Below are 22,251 nucleotides of genomic sequence, written 5' to 3' on the forward strand. Positions count from 1 at the left end.
AATTTCTCCGGCCATCGCGGGCGGGCTTGTGCGGATAATGCAAAGGAGAAGGTTTGCCATCGGCGCCATGCTCTGCGCCCCTCTAATCTTTGCCCTGGCGTCAGCGATCTCGCCCAAACTGTTTCCGTACATCGCGCTTGTAACCCTGGGTTTGATGATCGTTCCTGTGGTTGCTTGGTCGTTTAGTACGTGCCCGCGGTGCAAGCAGTTGTTCTACTGCTCGTGGTACTGGAGCGGCCTCTCTCCCAAATGCGTCAACTGCGATGTTCCGCTTGATGGACGAAGCTCAGAGGGCGACAGTGATTGAGGGGGCCGCTTCCGGCCCATAGCGGACGTTACCAATAGCTCCCTTGCTCTAAGGGAGCGCATATGTCATCGCAACCGAGTGTCCGAATGAACCCTAAGCAACATGCCGTGCGTCATCTCGCTGCGTTCCTGCTGATTTTGCTGGCCGCAATCGCCGGCAGCGCCAATGCAAAGGAAAGTACGCTCTGCACTTCCAATCAGCCGGACGGTGACACGGTGGCCGGGCGCATCGCGGACGTTTCCGCGGGAACGGTCACCGGAGGACGCCCCATTGGCCTGCGTCAGGTGCTGGACAACCCGGCATCGACCTGCAATGAGGGTTCGTGTGCCGCGAATGCGGGAGCCAATGGCTTGAAGCTTGGGCAGTCAGGTCCGTGGGTCTGTATCAGCGTGCCCGGTAAAGGAAAGCTTGGCACCCAATACGGCTGGATACCCGCCGAGCGCTGGCACGCTTCCAAAAGCAATGCCCAGTCACCGGGCCAATGGGTTGGCGTCTGGCAGAACGAATGGGCAAGGATCACGATTGAATCAACCGACGCCAACCAACTGCACCTTCAAGGTAACGCCATCTGGGGACCTGAAGCCAATCCTCACTTCGGAGGCTTCGACGTAACCGCGGTTCCAGAAAATGACCTAGTTGTGAATGAGTCGGATGGTTGCCAGATAGCCGTTCGCGTGGTCGGTGACTTCCTTATCGCTGCGGATAACCATGCTTGTGGAGGATTGAACGTTACCTTCAACGGCATGTATCGACTGCGACATCACTGATGATGAGTGGGGTCCGCTTCCAACCCGAAGTGGACGCAGATTGGTGACTAATGGCCCCGGAGATCGACGACTCATGAGTCGAACCAAATGGATTGCAGTGGTGGTCCTGTTGCCTTTGACCTTTGGATCCTGGGTCGTCTCTGCGACACAAGGCTCTGACGCATGGACTGTTGTTGAAGGGGTTAACCTCAAGGCGGGCGTGACTCAGGATCAAGCTGGTGCCATGGCTCAGATCTATTTCGGGCGCTATATCGCCGGTTGCGGAAGCGCTGACACCCTGGTCGATCGGGGAGAGAGCTGGCAGGTCACGCCGAGAATAGGTATTGCCGGCGCAAAGAGTGGCGAGCCAATCATCATTGATAAGCACACTGGGCGGGTATCGCATCCTGGTGGCCCTACATTCCGCAATCCGGCCGATCTTCTGAGTGGCTACAAGGTCCCTTGAGCGGATTGTCTTGCTTGTAAGGTCCGCTTTCGACGCGAAGCAGACGCTTCAGAAACTGCATGGATGAGGACCGTAAACCAGCCATATGCCAAGTTCGCGTGTGCTAAAGAGCATTGCCAGCGGTCTCGTCGGTACCTTCGTGAGCCGAAACAATGACGTTTCAGGCTACTGGGGTATTGGGCAGATTCAGCGAGAGATCGAAGGTCTCCCGGACACGGTTGTCGAGCTTGATTTGCTGCATGGCAAGGCGACGCCGGAGGGACCAATAGCCAGGGAGCTCATCGCGCACTACTCGGCGTATCTGTTCGCGTCTTTGGCTCGGGAGGGTTTTGCTTCCTCAGAGGTCACCGCTGCCAAAGTTCTGGTTGAGTTTGGCACCTTCGGGGAAGCCCAAGCCCCGGACCTCTTCAGCACAATCGGGCAACCATTCAACTGCAAGGCAGTCCTCGCAAGTCGGAGCGGAAAAGTATTTTCGGCAATTTGCGGGGGTCTTAGCCGGCCTCACAATCCAGTTGTTGAGTGCCGCAGCATGCGCGCTCAGTAATGTCCACTTCCGACCCAGAGCGGACCTTCCTGAAACGGCTAGCCACCTGTATTCCCCCAGTCATAAGCATGAAATGTGAGGAAATAAATGGATAAGCCTTCGCTACATGGGCAGGAGTACCGAACCGCGTCCACGCTTTACAGCGTGGATGGAAAGCGAGCTGCGGCGGTGCTGGAATTCCACAGTGGTGAGACATATCTCGACGAGCAGGAATGGGTTGAAGGAACCACATTCAAGAACAGGCATTCTGGTGATTTGGTTGGCCCGTTCGCTTCGCCAGAAGACGCGGAAAAATTCATAGCAGCGACGTCCCGGTTTCGCGGTGATTTGAAGTAGCGTCCGCTTCCGACCCGTAGCAAACATTTTCACATCAATAGATTTGGCCAAACGGATGCCAGATGATTGACCGAAAGCTTCGGCCGCTTGAATGGTCCGACGTCATGTATGAGCTGACTGACGCCCTTGAGCATCTCGACAAGCTAGTGAAGGACATCGACCAAACTCCGGACTATGACCAGGACACTTTTCGAATAGATCTTGGCCATGTCTACGCGCATCTCAATCGTGCTTGGAGCTCAAGCAAGGGCGATACAGAAGAAGCCGTCGGGCGGGACGCCGCATCCGCGTTTCCGGCCGCCTTAAGGCCTATCGGGTAATGTCCGCTTCCGATCCAGTGCGGCCCCCTCTGAGGGATCGATCTGGATCCAACCGTCGTGAAACAGACATGCGCGCTCGATTCACAAGCGAAGCGCGAACGACGTTCTCTTCACCAGACGAAGCTTGTCACCACGGTGTCCAGGGTAAGCATCCTGAAGCAGACTGTGAAAGAGCGGCCTTTGGGCAGGGCAGGGGCGAGGTCCTCCTCCAGCGTTAGCGTCAAGCGGCCGGAATTCACGTGCAGGGATGTCACTCTCGCAGCGCTGAAATCAAAATAGCGGCCTACGGTGCCAAAGGTGCCCTTGAAGAAGCTCTCCTTGGCCGAAAAGGCGATCGTGAGAATGGCATCCACGGAAAGATGCTCCCGTCGCGCCTCCAGCAGCGCCCGCTCCTCCGCGGTGATCGCCAATGCTTCCAGCGCACGACGAGCGTCCGCGTCGACGACGTTCTCGATGTCGATGCCAATGCCGTGCACGGTCGATGAATCGACGGCAATAGCGCCGGCCATGTCCTTGGTATGCGTGATGCTGCCGGTCACACCGGTCTGCCACAGTGGTTCCCTCGAGGTGCCGATACCCGGCGCTGCTGCAGCCACGCCAAGGTGTTCGATGGCGTGGCGCGCGGCCAACCGGCCCATGAGGAACTCGGCCTGTCGTTTTGGAACGGCTTTTTGAAGCGTCGCAGGGAACGGCACGCCGTGCTGTTCGAACGCGGACGTGGTGAATGCCGCAACGGAAAATGCAATCACGAAAGCCGGCGGCATTCGCGGATCGTCGTGCCCCAGGTCGAGCCATTGCGTGGTGCGAAGCATCACGGCTTGTCCGTCTTTTGGAGCTGCTGACGGGATGTTCGATCGAATTTCTTCAGCATCGTCAAAAGGATCGTCGTGCATGTTGCGGGCCTGGGTTCAAGAAAATCACAAGCGCGCGGTGCGCGGCAGCGCAACAAAAGTCAGGTTGCTTCGTGATTTTTCCGGACGATACATGGTGTGAGTAGCCTCTCGACAGAATTGAAACATGTCATCGCAGCATCGGTTGCGGAAGTGCGCGCACGCAAACTATGCTCGTCAGTTATGTGAAGGACACGATTCATTTTTCCACAAGGAGCGGGAATTGAGCAGTGGCAATGGATGGAATGATCAATCGCCCCAGAAGCAGGAAGCCTTCTGGAAAACCACGCTCTTCGGTGCGCCGGAACGCCTGACGATACACACGGATTTCCCGCGCCCCGCGATAGGGGACGGTGCCGAAGGTGTCGTGACTTTCACGTTCGGCAGGGCGGTAAGGGACGGCCTTGAAAGGCTTGAACACGATCGCGGGATAGCACCATGCATATCGCTGCTGGCTGCGTGGGCAGCGCTCATTGCACGCCTTTCATGTCAGGATGATGTCGTTGTCGGGACGACATGCGATCCGTTGGATGAAACAGCGCCGAATGAATCTTCCGCGCCCACGCTTCCACTAAGGCTAAATCTTTCGGGTCAACCGACCGTGGCCGAGTTCCTGGATCGCTGCAGGAGCGAAGCGCGCAATGCACGAGAGAACAGCGGCCTATCTCTTGATCAGATCATCGATCTAACGGGCCTGGTTCGAAATCCTTCGTATCATCCCTTGTTTCAGACGATGTTTGCGCTCGATCAGGGCGGCAACGAGACAGGGAAATCGCCTCGCTCGACTCGTGCACCGGTTGGCCATGAGCGTGATGCTGCCGCTTTCCACCTCGCCCTGTTGATCCAACATCATGACGGAGAGATGTCGGCCCGTCTTTCTTACGCTTCCTCCCTGTTCAAACGAGAAACCGCGGAGCGGATCGCTGAGAACTATGGCGTCCTACTGGAGGGAATGCTGGCCGATGAGACGGCGTGCATCACGCGTCTGCCGATGATTTCCGATGCCGAGCGTTGCCTGGTCATCGACACGTGGAATGCGACCGAGGCGCCGTATCCTAGCGACCGATGCATTCACATGCTTTTCGAGGAGCAAGCCACCCGGAATCCCCTTGCACAAGCGGTGGTGTTCGGCGACAGGCAGCTCTCCTACGGCGAGTTGAACTCCCGGGCCAATCGTCTCGCCCATCGGCTGCAATGGCTGGGCGTGAAACCAGATACGCGCGTGGCGATCTGCGTGGAACGCAGTGTCGAGATGATGGTCGGGATTCTCGCCATTCTGAAAGCAGGGGGCTGCTACGTACCGCTTGATCCCGACTACCCGGAAGACCGCCTGCGCTTCATGCTCGAGGACAGCGGTTCAACGGTGCTGCTTAAAAAGGGTGAAGGCGCTCACGTTTGGGCGCATGGCATCCCAGAACTCGATTTGCAGGATGATTTTGACGATCAACCCAATACAAATCCTGTTCCTGCCAGCGGAGATTCGACGTCCGGCTCATTGGCCTATGTGATCTATACCTCGGGCTCGACAGGCACGCCGAAAGCGGTTGCCGTCGAGCACAAGAGTCTGGTGAACCTGATCTTCGACTGGACGGATCGATGTAAAGGCTTTGGAGAAAGCCATCCGTTCCAGGCATCCCTGTGGGCCAGCTTTTGTTTTGACGTATCCGTATTCGAGATCTTCGCCACCCTCTCGGCGGGCGGAACCCTCCATATCGTTCCCGATGCCATTCGAGCTGATCCGTCCGCGCTCCTGGACTGGTTCATTCGCAGAAAGATCAGCTTCGGTTTCCTGCCTCCTTTCTTTGTGCGCCATCTGAAGGGGCTGTTGGAGAACTCCGGACGGCAGCTTCCCTTCAAACACGTTCTCGTCGGCGTGGAGTCGCTCTCCGAAGCTGATCTGCACTGGATTCAAAGCGTCACGCCGGGGCTGGCGATCGTCAATGGTTACGGGCCGACCGAGGCGACCGTGTTTTGTACGGCGTACCAGGAGATCGCCGAACGACATCGGCATGCGCCCATTGGCCGCCCGATCGCCAATACGCGCATCTATATGCTCGATGAACATCGGCAGCCCGTGCCGGTGGGCGTGCCCGGGGAAATTCACATCGCTGGAGCCGGTGTGGCACGAGGCTATCTCAACAATCCCGACCTGACGGCCGAGCGGTTCCTGGCGGATCCCTTCAGCCGTGTTGCCGGGGCGCGGATGTACAGGACTGGCGACCTTGGGCGGTGGCTTTCCGATGGAACCATCGAATTCCTGGGGCGCAACGATTCCCAGGTGAAGGTGCGTGGTTTTCGCGTCGAGCTGGGCGAGATCGAGGCGAAGCTGGCCGAGTATCCCGGGGTCACGGAAACGGCCGTGCTTGCACGGGAGGACTCGCCGGGAAACCAGCGCCTCGTAGCGTATGTCTCGGGCGCCGAGCGCCTGGAGATCGATGCGCTCAGGAAGCACCTGTCCGACCATCTTCCCGACTACATGGTGCCCGCGGCGTTCGTCCAACTGGACAGGCTGCCGCTGACGTCCAACGGCAAGCTGGATGCGAAGCGCTTGCCCGCGCCGTCCCACGAGGCCTTCACCAGTCGCGCGTTCGAGCCGCCGCGCAACGGTATCGAAATCACCATTGCTGCGATCTGGTCCGAGCTGCTCAAGCTGGAACGCGTCGGCAGAAACGATAATTTCCTCGAACTCGGCGGGCACTCGCTGTTGACGATGCAGGTCATCTCGCGACTGCGCGATGCGCTGCATGTGGACGTGCCGTTCCGGGCGCTTTTCACCAGCGATACGCTGTGGGAATTCGCCGAGCGGGTGGCTGGCGCCGTTCCCGTGCAGATTCCTCCGGTGATTCGCCAGGAGCGGAAGGCGTGCGAGGTCTTGTCCTTTGCGCAGCAGCGCCTCTGGTTTCTGGCCCAGATCAAGGGAGCGAGCGAGGCCTATCATCTTTCTTTTGGATGGAAGATGCGGGGCGCGCTCGATGTCATCGCCCTTCGGCGCGCCCTGAATGGCATCGTGGAACGCCACGAAGCGCTGCGAACGACGTTCGTCGTAGTCGACGGAGCGCCCATGCAGCGCGTCGCCGCGCAGGCAGGCGGCATGCATCTGCTTGAGCAGGAGGCGCGATCGCCCGAGGAACTGGCGCAGCTGGCGAACGACGAGGCGGCGCAGCCCTTCGATCTGGAAAACGGTCCTCTGATCCGCGGCCGGCTGATTCGCGAGGGCGCGGACCGCCACGCGCTGTTGATCACGATGCACCACATCGTGTCCGACGGATGGTCGATGCGGCTCTTCATGCATGAGCTGAACGCCCTCTACGCCGCTTTCCTGAAGGGCGCGGACGATCCACTGCTGCCATTGGACATCCAGTACGCGGATTACGCGACCTGGCAAAAGGAATGGATCTCGGGGGATCTTCTTCGAACCAAGGGCGACTACTGGAAAAACGCGTTGTCAGGCGCGCCGGAACTGCTCACCTTGCCGCTGGATCATGCGCGCCCGGACGAACAAAGTTTTGCGGGTGCGAAGATCGATTTCGCGCTCGAGGCATCGCAAGCGCGGGCACTCGGCGCGTTGAGCCTGCGGCAAGGCACAACCCGGTTCGTCACGCTTCTCGCGGGTTGGGCTGCGTTGCTGTCCCGGCTCTCGGGGCAGGACGACGTCGTCATCGGCACGCCGATGGCAAACCGCGGGCGGGCCGAGATCGAGCAGCTCATCGGGTTCTTCGTGAACACGCTGGCGTTGAGGGTGGATCTATCGAATGCCCCCACCGTCGCCGAATTCCTTCGACACGTGAGCGATCGGGCGCTCGAGGCGCAGGAGCATCAGGACGTTCCGTTCGAACACGTGGTGGAATTGGTTAATCCGGTCCGCAGCCTTGCCTACAGCCCGCTGTTCCAGGTGATGTTCGTATGGGAGAACGACGACGGCCTGCGCCTCGAGTTCCCCGGATTGATCGAGCAATCGCCGGTCGACGTCGATCATCGGACCACGCAGTTCGACCTGATTCTCACCATGCGGGAAACGCGTGCAGGGATCCACGGCGAACTGGAATATTCGACGGCGCTGTTCGAACGGGACACCGTGGAGCGGATGATCGGGTATTACCAGGCTCTGCTTGCAGGCATGGCGTCGAACGATGCCGCGCGAATTGCCGAACTCCCGATTCTCTCCGACGCCGAGCATGCCCTGGTGCTGCAGGCCCGGAATCCCCTGGGCCTTCCGGATGCTAGCGAGCTTTGCATCCACGAACTGTTCGAGCAGCAAGTACGCAAGACGCCTGACGCCGTTGCCGTGGTCTACAGGGATCAGGTGCTCACCTATGCGGCGTTGAATGCGCGAGCCAACCGGTTGGCACATCGACTCCGTGCACTTGGGGTGGGGCCGGACAGCCTGGTGGCGATCTGCGCGGAGCGGAGCCTGGAGATGATCGTGGGGCCGCTGGCCGTGCTTAAAGCCGGCGGTGCGTATGTGCCCTTGGATCCTTCGCTCCCGGTGGAACGCCTGCACCACTTGCTGTCCGACAGTGCACCTGTCGCGCTATTGACGATGGGCGAGCTGCCTGAGGGCCTCGTGGCCGGTCTGCCCGAAGACCTTCGCGTGGTGGATCTGGCGCTCTCGTTCGAGAGCTATACCGAGACGAACCTCGATGCGGCCGAGACCGGGTTGAAGCCGCAGCATCTGGCGTACGTGATCTACACATCCGGTTCGACGGGCAAGCCCAAGGGCGTGATGGTCGAACATCGCAACCTCGTCGCGTCGACACGTGCGCGGCATGCCGCCTATGGGGAGACGGGGCGGTTCCTGCTGCTCTCTCCCATCTACTTCGACAGCTCCGTCGCGGGCATCTTCGGAACGCTCACCAACGCAGGCACGCTGGTGGTGGCGGAACAGTCCGTGATCCGGGATGCCTCGCAGCTCGACGATATGCTGCGCGAGCAAAGGATCGACACGCTACTGTGCGTTCCTTCGCTTTACGGAAATTACCTTGATTTCAGCGATTCGCAGCATCGTGACAGACGCCTGACCAAGGTGATCGTCGCCGGCGAGGCCTGTCCACCCACGCTCCTGGCGAAGTCGGCCCTGCGCGAACCACAGGCCACCGTGTTCAACGAATACGGACCGACCGAAGGTACCGTCTGGGCCACGATGCATCCCTGCACAACGGACGCCGTGGGCACCAGCGTGCCGATCGGTCGCCCGATCGCAAGCGCGCGCATCTACATCCTGGATGCGCATGACACGCCCGTGCCAGTGGGCGTGGTGGGGCAAATTCATATCGGCGGCGCGGGAGTGGCGCGAGGCTATCTGCATCGCCCTGAACTGACCGCGCAGCAGTTCGTCGCCGATCCGTTCGGCGACGATCCCGCGGGGCGGATGTACAAAACCGGCGACATGGGACGCTGGTTGCCGGACGGAACCATCGAGTTCATGGGCCGCAACGATTTCCAGGTGAAGATTCGCGGCTTTCGCATCGAGCTTGGGGAAATCGAGGCGGCACTGCTGGAGCTTCCCGCCGTTCGAGAGGCCGCGGTCGTCTCGCGCGAAGGCAGAGTAGGCGAACCGCAGTTGGTCGCTTATCTCGTGACGAGCGGAACCATCGCTGCCGAGGATTTCAGAAGTCAGCTCTCACGCCGATTGCCCGCCTACATGGTGCCGGCGGCCTATGTGCCGATGCAGGCGCTGCCTTTGACGTCCAATGGAAAACTCAACCTGAGGGCGCTTCCTGCTCCTGACGCGGATGCCTATGCGACGAGTGAGTACGAAGCCCCCGCTGACGAGACCGAGACGCTCATTGCCTCGATCTGGTCGGCACTGCTCAAGGTGGATCGGATCGGGCGCCGCGACAGCTTCTTCGCGCTGGGTGGACACTCCCTGCTGATCGTGCAGGTGATCTCGCGCTTGCGAACGGCGCTCCGTGTCGACGTTCCATTGAACGCGCTTTTCGCCTCGCCCGTACTCGCCGACTTCGCGCGCCTGGTGTCGGGCGCCGCTGCCGACCGGCTCCCGCCGGTGACCAAGGTACAGCGTCACGAAAAACTTCCGCTGTCGTTTGCCCAGCGGCGCCTGTGGTTCCTGGCGCAGATGCAGGGCGGCAGCGAGGCCTATTACATCCCTTATGCGTTGCGCTTGCAGGGGCGGCTCGACAGGCAAGCGCTGCGCCGCGCGCTGGACCGGATCATCGAGCGCCACGAGGCCTTGCGCACGACCTTCGTGCGGGTCGATGGCGAGCCGGTGCAGCGCATCGGCTCGGCGCTAGAACATGGCTTTCCCTTGCTCGAGATGGAAGCGAGGACGCCCGAGGACCTGGTCACGCTGGCCAGGGAAGAAGAGTTGGCGCCCTTCGATCTGGAGCGGGCGCTGCCGGTTCGCGGCCGGCTGCTGCGCGAGTCGGACGATCTGCATACGCTGCTGATCACGATGCATCACATCGTCTCGGACGGTTGGTCGATGGGCGTGTTCGCCAAGGAGCTGAGCGCGCTCTACAACGCCTATGCCAAGGGCGCGTCCGATCCACTGCCGCCATTGACCGTGCAGTACGCCGACTATGCCGTCTGGCAGGAAGCCTGTGTCTCGGGACGTCTGCTGGAAGCGCAGGCGGATTATTGGCGATCCGCGCTGGCTGGCGCGCCGGAGCTTCTTTCGCTTCCGACGGATCGTCCAAGGCCACCGGAGCAAAGCTACGCGGGCCGGCGCATGTCGTTCGTCCTGGACGAAGCACTGGCGCGTTCCCTGCGGGCGCTGAGTGCGCGCCACGGCGCCACCATGTACATGACGCTGCTTGCGGGCTGGACGATCCTGCTATCCCGCTTCGCCGGCCAGGACGATATCGTCGTGGGCACGGCGGCCGCCAACCGGGGACGGGCGGAAATCGAAGGGCTCATCGGTTTCTTCGTCAACACATTGGCGTTGCGGTTGGATCTCTCCGGCGATCCTTCGGTGGCTAAGCTCCTGCAGCGCGTGAAGACGCAAGCGTTGCAAGCGCAGGAGCATCAGGATCTTCCGTTCGAACAAGTCGTTGAGCTGGTGAATCCCACCCGGTCCCTGGCGTACAACCCGCTGTTCCAGGTGATGTTCACCTGGGAGAAGGATGACCAGGAGGCTCTGGCATTGTCGGGCCTGCAAGTAACGCCACGCAGGCCGACGGATTACCTGATCTCCAAATTCGACCTGACCTTGTCGATGAAGGAATCCCCATCCGCCGTCGAAGCCACCCTCGAGTACGCCACATCCTTGTTCGATCCGGCGACGATGGAACGAATCGCCAGCTGCTATCGAACGCTGATGGAAGGCATGGTTGCGGACGATGGGTTGAGCGTCAGCCGCTTGCCGATGCTCTCCGTGGAGGCTCGCGGTCAAGTCGTGGAAACGTTCAACACGACCGAGGCGCCTTATCGCCGGGATCGCTGCATCCATGAGTTCTTTGAGGAACAAGCCAGGCTTGCTCCAGCGGCCGTGGCCCTGGAGTTTGGCCAAGCTTCGCTGAGCTACGAGGCACTGAACGTCGCGGCAAACAAAGTGGCGCACAGGTTGCGCGCCCTTGGCCTGAAACCGGACGACCGCGTGGCGATCTGCATCGACCGCGGATTCGAGCGGGTGATCGGCGTTCTCGGCATCCTCAAGGCGGGCGGCGCGTACGTGCCGCTCGACCCGAACTATCCAATGGAGCGCCTGCGGTACATCGTCGACGACAGCGCGCCCGTCATGTTGCTGGTCAAGGGGAACTGTCCCGACATTGCAGGCGACGTACCGATCCTGGATCTCGACGCGCTGCCGGAGTGCGCCACGACGGATCTTCCGCCGGCAGAGGTTGGGCTCTCGCCGGCGAATCTGGCCTACGTGATCTACACCTCGGGTTCCACGGGAAAGCCCAAGGGTGTGATGGTCGAGCACCAAAGCGCCTGCCATCTGATCGCAGCCCAAGCCGCGCATTTCGAGACAGGGCAGGGCAGCCGCGTGCTGCAGTTTGCCTCCTACAGCTTCGATGCCTGCGTCTTCGAGATGCTCTTGGCATTCAGTAGCGGTGCGACGCTCGTCATCCCTGCATCGAACATTCCCCTGGCCGGGGAAAGCCTGGTCGAGTGCATCCGCTCGGCCGCCATCACCCACGCGCTGCTCCCGCCTGCCGTGCTGGCCGGCATTCCCGCGGAGGAAGCTCTCGAAACGCTCACCTTGCTTGTTGTGGGCGGCGACGTGCTGACGCAAGACATTGTGCGGCGATGGGCGAACGGGCGACGCCTGGTCAACGCGTACGGCCCGACCGAAATAACGGTGGTGGCCTCGCTGTACGACTGCCCGTCGGACTTTGCCGGTACGCCGCCGATCGGCCGGCCGATGTCGAACACCCGTATCTACATCCTCGACGCTCACGGCGAGCCGGTGCCTGTCGGCGTCGCTGGCGAGCTGTACATCGGTGGCGCAGGCGTGGCGCGCGGCTATCTGAATCGGCCCGAGCTGACCGCCGAGCGTTTCCTCGACGATCCTTTCAGCACGGATGCGAGTGCCCGGATGTACAAGACGGGTGACCTGGGCCGCTGGCGTCCGGACGGCACCATCGATTTCCTGGGGCGCAACGATTTCCAGGTGAAGATTCGCGGGTTCCGCATCGAGCTCGGCGAGATCGAAGCCCGGTTGCGCGAATATGCCGGGCTGCAAGAAGCGGTTGTGCTCGCACGCGAGGACGTCCCTGGCGACAAGCGTCTCGTCGCGTATTACGTCGGTGGAACCGACTTGAAGGTCGAGGCACTCCGCGGTCATCTGTCCGATCGTCTGCCCGGCCACATGATTCCTGCGGCTTTCATTCGAATGGAAGCCTTCCCGCTCGACCCGAATGGCAAGTTGGCGCGAAAGGCGTTGCCCGCTCCCGAGGGAACGGCTTACGCCTCACGCGATTACGAAGCGCCTGTCGGCGAGTTCGAAACGGTGCTCGCGGCCATCTGGTCGGAGCTGCTGAAGGTCGAGCGGATCGGAAGACAGGACGGCTTCTTCGAACTCGGCGGACATTCGCTGCTGACCACCAAAGTGGTCTCGCGGCTGCGTGTGAAGTTGAATGTCGACGTGCCGATCAGCGCCATGTTCAGCCACCCGACGCTGGCTGAGTTGGCCGGCCTGGTGGCCGAGGCGGCGCCTGCCCAGCTTCCTCCGATGACCAGGGCGGATCGCGGGGAACTGCTGCCCACGTCCTTTGCCCAGCGTCGGCAGTGGTTCCTGGCGCAGATCGACGGTGCGGCCGCCGCGTACCACGTGCCCTACGGGCTGAAACTAGAGGGGCCGCTCGATGTCGCGGCGCTGCGTCGGGCGCTCGATCGTATCGTCGCGCGTCACGAATCGCTTCGCACCGCTTTCATTGCCATCGATGGCGAGCCAAGGCAGCGGATCGCATCGCCGACAGAAGGTGGCTTCGCGTTGACGGAAAAGACAGCCGCCAACGCCGAAGAGATGGTACGCCTGGCGAACGTCGACATCGCGGCCCGTTTCGACCTCGAACACGGCCCGCTGATTCGCGGTCTGCTCGTACGCGAGGCGGAAGACCGTCACGCGCTGCTCATCACCATGCACCACATTGTCTCGGACGGCTGGTCGATGGGGGTGTTCGTCGGTGAACTGGGCCGACTCTACGAGGCCTACGCGAAGGGCGAAGAAGATCCGCTGCCGCCCTTGGATCTGCACTACGCCGACTATGCGGTGTGGCAGAGAACATGGCTGTCCGGGGAGTTGCTCAGGAAGCAGGAGGCGTACTGGAAAACCTCCCTGCTTGGCGGGCCGGAACTGCTGACCTTGCCGATCGATTACCCACGCCCTCCCGAGCAAAGCTATGCGGGCGACTCCGTGCCGCTGGTGGTAAGCGGCACGGTCACAAAGGCGTTGAAGTCCATGGGCCTGCGTCATGGAGCGACGCCATTCATGGTTCTGCTGGCGGGATGGGCGGCGCTCCTGTCCAGGCTTTCGGGGCAGGACGACGTGGTCGTCGGCACGCCAGCAGCGAACCGCGGCCGTGCAGAGATCGAAGGCCTGATCGGTTTCTTCGTGAACACCCTGGCGCTGCGACTGGATCTGTCGGGTGACCCCACGGTCGCCGGTTTTCTGGATCGGGTGAGGGCCTGTTCGCTGGGCGCGCAAGAGAACCAGGACCTGCCTTTCGAGCAGGTGGTTGAGCTGGTCAATCCTGCTCGCAATGTCGCGCACAGCCCGTTGTTCCAGGTGGCGTTCTCCTGGGAAGAAGACGGCGGACTTCGTCCGCAGTTGCCGGGCGTGACGTCCGAGCCGTTGGATGGCACGAGCTACAAGGTGGCGAAGTTCGATCTGTCGATATCGCTGCGCGAATCGAACGGGCAGTTCGAAGGCGCGCTGGAGTACTCGACGGCACTGTTCAAGCGGGAGACCGTCGAACGGATAGCCGGCTACTACCAGGCGTTGCTCGCCGGCATGGCCGAGAACGACGCTCGTCCGCTCGCATCGATTCCGATCCTCGGCCAGGCGGAGCACGCGCTCGTCACGCAAGCATGGAACGCCACGGCATCGCCGTATCCGAGTCACCGCTGCGTGCACGAGATCTTCGAGGATCAGGTATCGCGCACGCCGGATGCAACTGCTATCGCCTTCAAGGGTGAGCGCCTTGCCTATGCGGAGCTCAACCGACGCGCGAATCGACTGGCCCATCGACTGAGAGCCATCGGCGTAAAGCCGGACGACCGCGTGGCCATCTGCCTGGAGCGGGGCCTCGACATGCTGGTCGGGCTACTGGGAACGCTCAAGGCAGGCGCTGCCTACGTGGCGATGGACCCCACCTATCCGCAGCAGCAACTCAAGCACATCCTCGCCGACAGCGCTCCGAAGGCGCTGCTGACGCTGGGCGATCTGCCCGAGGGCGTCGCGGACGCGCTCGACGGCAACATGCCCGTGCTGGACCTGGCGCAGTCCTTCGCCGATCAGCCGGACACGAATCCAGCAACGCATGCGATCGGGCTCCATGCTTCCAACCTCGCCTATGTGATCTACACATCGGGATCCACCGGAACGCCCAAGGGCGTCATGGTCGAGCACCGCAACGTCATCAACCTGATGACCGATTGCCTGCATCGTTTCGAGGATCTGGAAAGGACCACGCCTTTGCAGGCGTCGCTGTGGACGAGTTTCAGCTTCGACGTCTCCGTGTTCGAGCTGTTCGTTCCGCTGTCCGTGGGCGCGACGGTAAATATCGTGCCCGACGATATCCGCGGTGAGCCGACGCTGCTGTTCGAATGGTTTGCGCAGCATCGAATCAACTTCGCCTATCTGCCGCCGTTCTTCGTTCGCCAGATGGATGAACTGATGGCGGGCTCCGGGCTGGAACTTCCCTTCGACTACCTGCTGGTTGGCGTCGAGCCGCTGCTGGAATCGACGTTGCATCGCATCCAGTCGTCCAAGCCGGGACGTGGGGTGAAGATCGTCAATGGCTATGGACCCACCGAGACCACGGTGTTCTCCAGCGCGTACGCGCCGATGAAGGATCTTCATCGCAACGCACCAATCGGTCAGCCCATCGGCAATACGCAGACCTATATCCTCGATGCGCACCTGCACCCGGTGCCGGTGGGCGTGGCGGGCGAGCTTTATATCGGCGGGGCGGGCGTGGCGCGCGGCTATGTGAATCGACCCGAGCTGACGGCGGAACGCTTCGTGCGCGATCCGTTCTGCGGCAGCACCGGCGCGCGCATGTACCGCACCGGCGATCTGGTCCGCTGGATGCCCGATGGCAACATCGAGTTTCTCGGCCGCAACGATCACCAGGTGAAGTTCCGCGGCTTCCGCATCGAACTCGGCGAGATCGAGACCAAACTGACCGAGCACCCGGACATTCGCGAGGCGCTAGTGCTCGCGCGTGAGGACGTGCCCGGCGACAAAGCCCTCGTCGCCTACTATGTGGCGCCGCAGGCCTTCAAAGCCGAAGTGCTCAGGACACACCTCTCCGCGCAATTGCCCAAGCACATGGTTCCCCAGGCCTTCGTCTGGATGGAATCCATGCCATTGCTGCCCAACGGCAAGCTCGATCGCAAGGCGTTGCCGGCACCCGACCTAGCGCCCATCCGTGCCGAGTCGGATTTCCAGGCGCCGCGCAACGAGCAAGAGACCCGTATTGCCCAGATCTGGACCGAGGTTCTCGGCATCGAGAACATCGGCATCAACGACAATTTCTTCGACCTCGGTGGCGAATCGTTCAAGGCCTTCCGTGTGGTTGGCCGGATCGGCAGCGGCATCGGCGTCACGGAACTGTTCAAGTATCCGACCGTGCGACAACTTGCCGAGCGCATCTCCGGTGGCAGGTCGACATCGGATGGGATGCTGCACGAACTCACCAAGCCCATTCCCGCCGAACGGAAGACGTTGACGCTCATCTGCATACCGTTCCCCGGTGGCGGGCCGATCTCGTATCAGCCGCTGGCCCGGGTCATGCCGCCGGGCTGCAAGGTGTTGGGTCTGGAGATACCGGGGCACGATTTCGGTCGACGCGACGAGCAGACGCTGCCTCTCGAGGAAATCGCCCGTCGCTGTGCCGCAGAAATACGCCGCGACGTGACCGGACCTATCGCGTTCTACGGCCACTGCGCCGGCGGCGCTCTGACGATTGCCATTGCGGCCGAACTCGAGCAGGCAGGCGTGGAGATCTCGAGGCTTTTCATCGGCGGACATTTCCCGACGCCGCACCTGTCCGGAAAGGTGTTCGAGTTTTTCCGCAGGGTCTTCCCGATCCACAAGTGGGCGTCCGATCGCTCCGCCTTCGACCTGCTCAAATCCTTCGGTTTCTTCGACGAGATCACCGACAAGGCACAGCAGGACTTCGTGATGGGGCACTTCGTGCGCGAGCACCAGGAGATCGAAGACTTCTACACCCAGCTCTACAGCGCGCCGTTCCAGAAGCTCAAGACGCCCTTGACCAGCGTGATCGGCGAAATGGATCGCGCCACCACGCTGTATCAGGAACGTTACCGCGAGTGGGAATACTTCAGCGACTTCGTCGATTATGCGGTGATCCCGAAGGCCGGCCACTATTTCATCAAGCACCAACCGGGCGATCTCGGCGAGATCATCGAGGCCGGCATTGCGCAGTCCCGGGAAGAGCCGGTAGCGCTGCCGGAACCGATGGCGAAACCGCACCTCGATGAGGCGCCCGCGAAAACTGAAAAGACGGTCGCCAAGCCGAGCCTGAGGACGTTCTTCACCGTCGCCATCGGCGAGATCATCTCGGTGATCGGAAGCACCTTGACCTCCTTCGCCCTGGGTGTCTGGGTCTATCAGAAGACCGCCCTCGTCTCGAGCTATGCCTTGATGATGGTTTTCATCATCCTGCCGGCAATCGCGCTTGCTCCCATCGCGGGCACGCTCGCCGACCGCATCGATCGAAAGAAGATCATGGTCGTCAACAACTGCCTCGCCGGACTATCCACGGCGACCACGGCAGCCCTGATCTGGACCAACCATCTGCAGATATGGCACGTCTATGTCATCGCTGCGGTGATCGCGGTGGCCAATGCGTTCCGGTTGCCGGCGTACATGTCCGTGGTGACGCAGATCGTGCCCAAGCGGTATTACGGCAAGGCCAACGGGTTCGTGCAGCTCGGTACCGGCCTGGGCGCTTTCCTCGGTCCGGCGTTGGCGGGTGCGTTGATGGGCCTGATCGGTCTCGGCGGCATCGTGATGACCGACTTCGTGACCTTCCTGATTGCCGTATCGGCGCTTCTTTCCGTGCGACTCCCCGACAGCCTGTTCGAGCGGCGGGAGGAACCCTTCTTCAAGGAAATGATCGGAGGCTGGCGCTACATCATCAAGCGTCACAGCCTGGTTGCGATGATCCTGATGACCACCATCGCCAACTTCGTTGCCGGACTCATCGAATCCCTGGTCACGCCACTCGTATTGGCTTCCGGCAATCCGGCGTCGCTGGGCGTCGTCATGGCGGCGAACGGCGCGGGCATACTCGCCGGCAGCACCGTGATGAGCATCTGGGGCGGCACCCGTCGTCGCATCGACGGCGCCTTGGGCAGCGTGCTCCTGTCCGGATTGTGCATCGCCATCGCGGGCTCCAACCCCGCCGTGTTGATCCAGGCATTGGGCATGTTCGGTTTTGGTTTTGCCCTGGCCTTGGCGAACGCCCATTGGATCTCCACCATCCAGGCGAAGGTCGGCCAGGAACTGCAGGGGCGCGTGATCGCCACCAACTTCATGTTGATGGAGGCCACGGTACCGCTCGGCTATCTGGCCGCCGGCCCGCTCGCCGACCGGGTCTTCGAGCCCCTGATGGCGAAGGGAGGGGAGTGGGCGTCGACGTTTGCCTGGCTGACCGGCATGGGCCCCGGCCGTGGCATTGGGCTCATCCTGATGCTGTCAGGCGCGTTCGTGGTGTTGTGGAGCGTGGCCGCGTACTCGTATCGCCCGATCCGATGCCTGGAGGACATCCTGCCCGACGCGATTGCCGACGACGTCATCGAAGCCGACAAGGACAAGATCCAGGCGAAGGCGGATAGGAGTCTCCAAGCCGCGCGTTGAACCTGCGCGGCTTCGGCCTTGCGGCACGACGTCAGCATGCTGCCGAGATGGATCTTCGTTGCCAGGGGTAAGTGGAGCAGAGTCCACAAACGAGGGAATGTTCGCTTCAACAGCTTGATGCAACACGCCGCTGTTCGCGCAGTCTTCGGTGTGTTGCATCGAACGGAAGAATCCGCAACCGGAAGAAGTCGTTCCTGCACGGATTGACGCCACCGGGAAACGCCTGAACACTGGCGTGGCTTTCAACTGGATGGGGGATCCATGTCAAAGCTACTGAGTTTTCTACTTCTGAGCTTGCTGTGCTTCCCAGCGTTTTGCCAGGACGGGTGGAGAGACGAGCACGGGCATCCGGCACGTGACACTGACTCCCGGCGGTCGGTCAACGGATTCGGCGGTTCATTGGTGGTCACGCCAGATGCGGATTGGCAGGCCAAATGGCAAACGCCATCCGACACCGTTCCCCATTTCTCCGTGGCGAAAATTGTTCCCAGAGGGCAACAGGTTTTTTTCCTGATCTTCTTTGCCAACCCCCTCTTAAAGGAGGACGGCACCGCAGATATAACATGCGATATCGATGTGCTTCGGCCCGACGGGAAGTCATCGTTTCATCAGCTGGACGTACCCTGTTTCAAGGGTGCCATCCACGAACCCGTTACCCATACTTTCCTGGCCCCCTCGGTTATCGGATGGACTGGCGATTCCAGCGATTCTTCGGGCACGTGGGTGTTGCGCGTCTTGCTGAAGGACAATGTCCGGAAGGCCAGTGTGCCGCTTCGCACGTCGTTTGAGCTCAAGTGAAGATATCTGAACTCCGGCGATGGCTTGCCCCATAGGATCAGTGTGCGCCGACCTTCGACCCAAGTGAGGGGTAGAGGCGCCTTTTCTCAGTTCTTTGAAAGGTCGACGAAAAGCGCACGTTGACCCCGCAGTCGCTGTACCTATTGCCTTAGCGATCCCGCGAAACATCAACATGCATGATCGAGGCGTGCCGGTGGGAGGCCTGGGTCACGATGGCCTTCGTACCCGCCGTAGCGAACTTTCCAGCGCCGGTTGAGTCGATATGTGCACTGAGCCGGCGGCTCGGTGAGTTGCCACACATCGGAGGGATAGCCTTGAACGGAACGTTTCGTAAGGCAGGACACGTAACCTTGTGGATGGCTTTGGCGGGCTGCGCACATGCTGGCAGCGCCGAGCTTGCAGCGGTTCCCGAGCGCATTCCGGACAGCTATGCCAAGGCGGGAACCCTCGTCGCGATCGCGCCGGGCCGAAGTTTGAATCTACGCTGCGAAGGCAACGGTCCCCAGACCGTGATTCTCGAAGCCGGCTCGCATGCCGACACCACGACCTGGTTCAAGTTGCAGCCGCTGCTGGCAGCGTCGGCCAAGGTGTGTTCGTACGATCGGGCCGGTTATGGCTTCAGCGACGGCGGTCCATTGCCGCGAGACCTGGCCGCCGAGGTTGCGGACTTGCATGCTTTGATCCAACACGCAAAGTTACATACGCCATTGCTGCTGGTCGGGCACTCAAGGGGAAGCAATATCGCTCGACTGTACGCGCAGCGATATCCAGCCGATTTGAATGGGCTGGTCCTGATTGACCCGCCAGCTCAGGATGTAGCGTCAGTTGCGCCGGAGTGGGCCAAGCAAGAGGCCCAGATGAGCGAGCAACGCTTTAGCTTTATCCACCAGTGCGAAGCCGGTGCCGAAAAACATCAGCTGGCTTCGCCACCGTCCGCATTGGCGGCGTGCGTGGCCGGCGGCAATCCAGCCGCAAGCGCCAAGGTGAATGCAAGCATTGCTGCATATAAATTCAAGCCGGTGTTCTGGCGCACCTTGGAATCGGAACTTCGGGACAACGCTGTCATCTATGGTCAGCCCGTATCGCCCAGGGAAACCTTGGGCGCATTGCCCGTGACCGTACTGACTGCCTCCGACACTTATGCGGATGCTCCTGGCGACATTCGCGGGACGCTGGAAGCAGCGAGAGACGCCACCCAGGCGAAGATTCTAGCCACGACAACCCACGGCCGACGCATCCTGGTCGACCATGCGTCGCACGATATCCAACTGGACCAGCCAGTGGCCGTGGCCAACGCCGTGGATGCCCTGCTGACGCAAACGGCGACACAGGCACACTGACGCGCGGCCGCCTCCGGAAGAAGGTCGCCGAATGGCTGTGTACAGCGTACGCTTATGAGCGTACGATGTACACATGAGCAAAGACCGCATCTTCGACGCCGCCAGGGCCATTCTCGACCACGAGGGGATCGAAGGGCTTTCGGTGCGCAAAGTGGCGGCACGCGCCGGCGTCTCGACCATGGCGATGTATCGGCATTTCGCCGACAAGGATGCCCTCTTGAACGCGCTGATGGATGACGGCCTCGCCGCCTGGGAGAAGGTCGTCCGCGCCATCCGGGCCGAAGATCCGATGGAGTGGCTGGAGGCGGTGATCGAGGCGTTCCTCAAATTCGCGCTCACCCAACCACACAGGTTCGACGCCGCCTTCTTCCTTCCGGCCCCCGAGGCCCGGCGCTATCCCGATGACTTCGTAGCGGGCCGTTCGCCGGTCATCGCGATGATCATGGTCAGGATCGACCAGGCCAAAGCGGACGGACGTCTCGGCGGCACGCCAGCGGTGGATGTCGCATTGGCGCTCGCAGGCATGGCGCAGGGGCTGGTCTCCATGCAGCGCGCCAAGCGCTTTTCCAGCGACAAACAGTTCCGGACGCTGTTTCGCGCCCAGCTCCGCCATTGTCTTCAATCCTTTTCCTGAAGGAGAACTCAGTGAGTGCCATCGCAAAAATCGCGGCCGCAGTGCTGGCCGTCGCCTGCGCTTTATCGGGGCAGGCCATGGCCAAGCCGCTCGCCATCGTGAATACCGAGATCTATCCGTCGCCCAACGCTCCCCAGATACGTGACGGTGTCGTCCTCGTGCAGGACGGCAAGATCGTCAAAGTAGGCACCCGTTCAGAGGTTTCCGTTCCCAAGGGCGCTCGCGTCATTGACGCGCACGGCGCGGTTCTCACTGCCGGCTTCTGGAACAGTCACGTCCATATCATGCCGTCCGACCTCATGGGCGCGAAGACAGCCAAGGCGGCGGCGCTCGAAGGCGGCCTGCAGGCGATGCTGACGCGCTGGGGCTTCACCACCGTCTTCGATCTGGGGTCCTCTACCGACAACACGCTGGCATTGCGTGAGCGCATCGCATCCGGAGAGCTTGCCGGGCCCATGATTCTTACGTGCGGCGATCCGTTCTTTCCCGAAGGCGGTACGCCGATCTACGTGCGGCAATACCTGGCTGATCACGGCTGGGCCAACGAGGAAGTCACGACGCCGAAAGAGGCCGCCGACCGCGCGGTGCGGCAGCTCAACCGTGGCACGGATGCGGTGAAGATATTCGCTGGCGCCATCGTGGGCGGTGACATTGGCGTGCTGCCCATGCGCCTGGACATCGCCAAGGTCGTGGTGGCCGAAGCGCATAAGCGTGGCAAACCTGCTTTCGCGCATCCTTCCAACTATGCCGGCATCAACGTGGCGATCGACTCCGGCGTGGACATCCTGGCGCACACCACGGCGACGGAAGACGGCAGCCACGATCCTTATGGCTGGACGCCCGCACTGATCGCACGCATACGCGCGCACCACATGGCGCTGACTCCCACCATGACGCTGTTCGAGTGGGAGTCGCAGAAAATCCACCAGAATCCGGAGATCCTGGCGCAGACGATCAAACTGATCACCTCCGAAGTGAAGGATTTCTCCGCCGCTGGCGGCGAAATCCTGTTCGGCACCGACGTCGGTTACACCGACGCCTACGACACCACCGAGGAATACCGCCTCATGTCCGGCGCTCTCGATTGGCGCCAGATATTGGTCGCGTTGACCACCGCGCCAGCGTCTCGCTTTGGCTATGCCGCGCACAAGGGACGCATCGCTCCGGGCATGGACGCCGATCTCGTGCTCCTCGATGGCGATCCAGCTAGCGATCCCACCGCCTTCGCTCGCGTGCGCGACACCATCCGTGGCGGACAGGTGATCTGGGGGACTGACCGGTGATCTTTCGATGCCAGGCATGACCCGAAGTGACTACTTCCGGGGCGCAGTGCAACGGGTTGGTTTGCTCGTAGG

10 protein-coding genes are annotated in these 22,251 nt (G+C 61.5%); 9 read left to right on the forward strand and 1 reads right to left on the reverse strand.

Going from position 1 to position 22,251, the window contains the following annotated elements; translation table 11 throughout:
• Positions 1–393: 393 nt before the first annotated feature.
• The 4 genes from ISP20_RS02160 (at position 394) to ISP20_RS02175 (ending at position 2,719) form a co-directional block, all read left to right on the forward strand.
• On the forward strand, positions 394–1,074 hold the full coding sequence (locus tag ISP20_RS02160) for a hypothetical protein (protein ID WP_204634409.1): 681 nt from the start codon (positions 394–396) through the stop codon (positions 1,072–1,074).
• A 73-nt stretch (positions 1,075–1,147) separates the two neighbouring features.
• Positions 1,148–1,519 (forward strand): hypothetical protein, encoded by a 372-nt coding sequence (locus ISP20_RS02165; protein WP_204634410.1) that lies wholly within the window; start codon positions 1,148–1,150, stop codon positions 1,517–1,519.
• Positions 1,520–2,150: 631 nt separating this feature from the next.
• On the forward strand, positions 2,151–2,399 hold the full coding sequence (locus ISP20_RS02170; protein ID WP_204634411.1) for a hypothetical protein: 249 nt from the start codon (positions 2,151–2,153) through the stop codon (positions 2,397–2,399).
• A 62-nt stretch (positions 2,400–2,461) separates the two neighbouring features.
• On the forward strand, positions 2,462–2,719 hold the full coding sequence (locus ISP20_RS02175; protein WP_204634412.1) for a hypothetical protein: 258 nt from the start codon (positions 2,462–2,464) through the stop codon (positions 2,717–2,719).
• Between the two features lie 110 nt (positions 2,720–2,829).
• On the opposite strand, the gene ISP20_RS02180 is transcribed toward ISP20_RS02175, so the two are convergent.
• Positions 2,830–3,612 (reverse strand): 4'-phosphopantetheinyl transferase family protein, encoded by a 783-nt coding sequence (locus ISP20_RS02180; RefSeq protein WP_204634413.1) that lies wholly within the window; start codon positions 3,610–3,612, stop codon positions 2,830–2,832.
• Positions 3,613–3,736: 124 nt separating this feature from the next.
• Here ISP20_RS02180 and ISP20_RS02185 point away from each other — a divergent pair, with 124 nt between their 5' ends.
• From ISP20_RS02185 to ISP20_RS02205, 5 genes are all read left to right on the forward strand, one after another.
• Positions 3,737–18,124 carry a non-ribosomal peptide synthetase/MFS transporter gene (locus tag ISP20_RS02185; protein ID WP_239535171.1) on the forward strand — a complete coding sequence of 4,796 codons (14,388 nt, stop codon included), beginning with the start codon at positions 3,737–3,739 and terminating at the stop codon, positions 18,122–18,124.
• Positions 18,125–18,385: 261 nt separating this feature from the next.
• Positions 18,386–18,922, forward strand: a complete 537-nt coding sequence (locus tag ISP20_RS02190; protein ID WP_204634418.1) for a hypothetical protein — start codon at positions 18,386–18,388, stop codon at positions 18,920–18,922.
• A 314-nt stretch (positions 18,923–19,236) separates the two neighbouring features.
• A complete protein-coding gene (locus ISP20_RS02195) occupies positions 19,237–20,262 on the forward strand; it encodes an alpha/beta fold hydrolase (protein WP_204634419.1) in 1,026 nt (341 codons plus the stop codon).
• A gap of 73 nt (positions 20,263–20,335) precedes the next feature.
• Positions 20,336–20,896, forward strand: coding sequence for a TetR/AcrR family transcriptional regulator (locus ISP20_RS02200; RefSeq protein WP_204634420.1), 561 nt, complete (start codon positions 20,336–20,338; stop codon positions 20,894–20,896).
• 11 nt (positions 20,897–20,907) lie between these two features.
• The gene (locus tag ISP20_RS02205; protein ID WP_204634421.1) at positions 20,908–22,179 is read left to right on the forward strand and encodes an amidohydrolase family protein; all 1,272 of its coding nucleotides are present in this window, start codon (positions 20,908–20,910) and stop codon (positions 22,177–22,179) included.
• The last annotated feature ends 72 nt before the right edge of the window (positions 22,180–22,251 follow it).

Source organism: Dyella kyungheensis, from assembly GCF_016905005.1.
Classification (GTDB): domain Bacteria; phylum Pseudomonadota; class Gammaproteobacteria; order Xanthomonadales; family Rhodanobacteraceae; genus Dyella; species Dyella kyungheensis.

Excerpts from the sequence above, each read along its gene's own strand:
- ISP20_RS02175 (WP_204634412.1), top strand. The coding sequence starts at position 2,462 with ATGATTGACCGAAAGCTTCGGCCGCTTGAATGGTCCGACGTCATGTAT.
- ISP20_RS02160 (WP_204634409.1), top strand. The coding sequence starts at position 394 with ATGAACCCTAAGCAACATGCCGTGCGTCATCTCGCTGCGTTCCTGCTG.
- ISP20_RS02185 (WP_239535171.1), top strand. The coding sequence starts at position 3,737 with ATGTCATCGCAGCATCGGTTGCGGAAGTGCGCGCACGCAAACTATGCT.
- ISP20_RS02165 (WP_204634410.1), top strand. The coding sequence starts at position 1,148 with ATGAGTCGAACCAAATGGATTGCAGTGGTGGTCCTGTTGCCTTTGACC.
- ISP20_RS02190 (WP_204634418.1), top strand. The coding sequence starts at position 18,386 with ATGTCAAAGCTACTGAGTTTTCTACTTCTGAGCTTGCTGTGCTTCCCA.
- ISP20_RS02180 (WP_204634413.1), bottom strand. The coding sequence starts at position 3,612 with ATGCACGACGATCCTTTTGACGATGCTGAAGAAATTCGATCGAACATC.
- ISP20_RS02200 (WP_204634420.1), top strand. The coding sequence starts at position 20,336 with ATGAGCAAAGACCGCATCTTCGACGCCGCCAGGGCCATTCTCGACCAC.
- ISP20_RS02170 (WP_204634411.1), top strand. The coding sequence starts at position 2,151 with ATGGATAAGCCTTCGCTACATGGGCAGGAGTACCGAACCGCGTCCACG.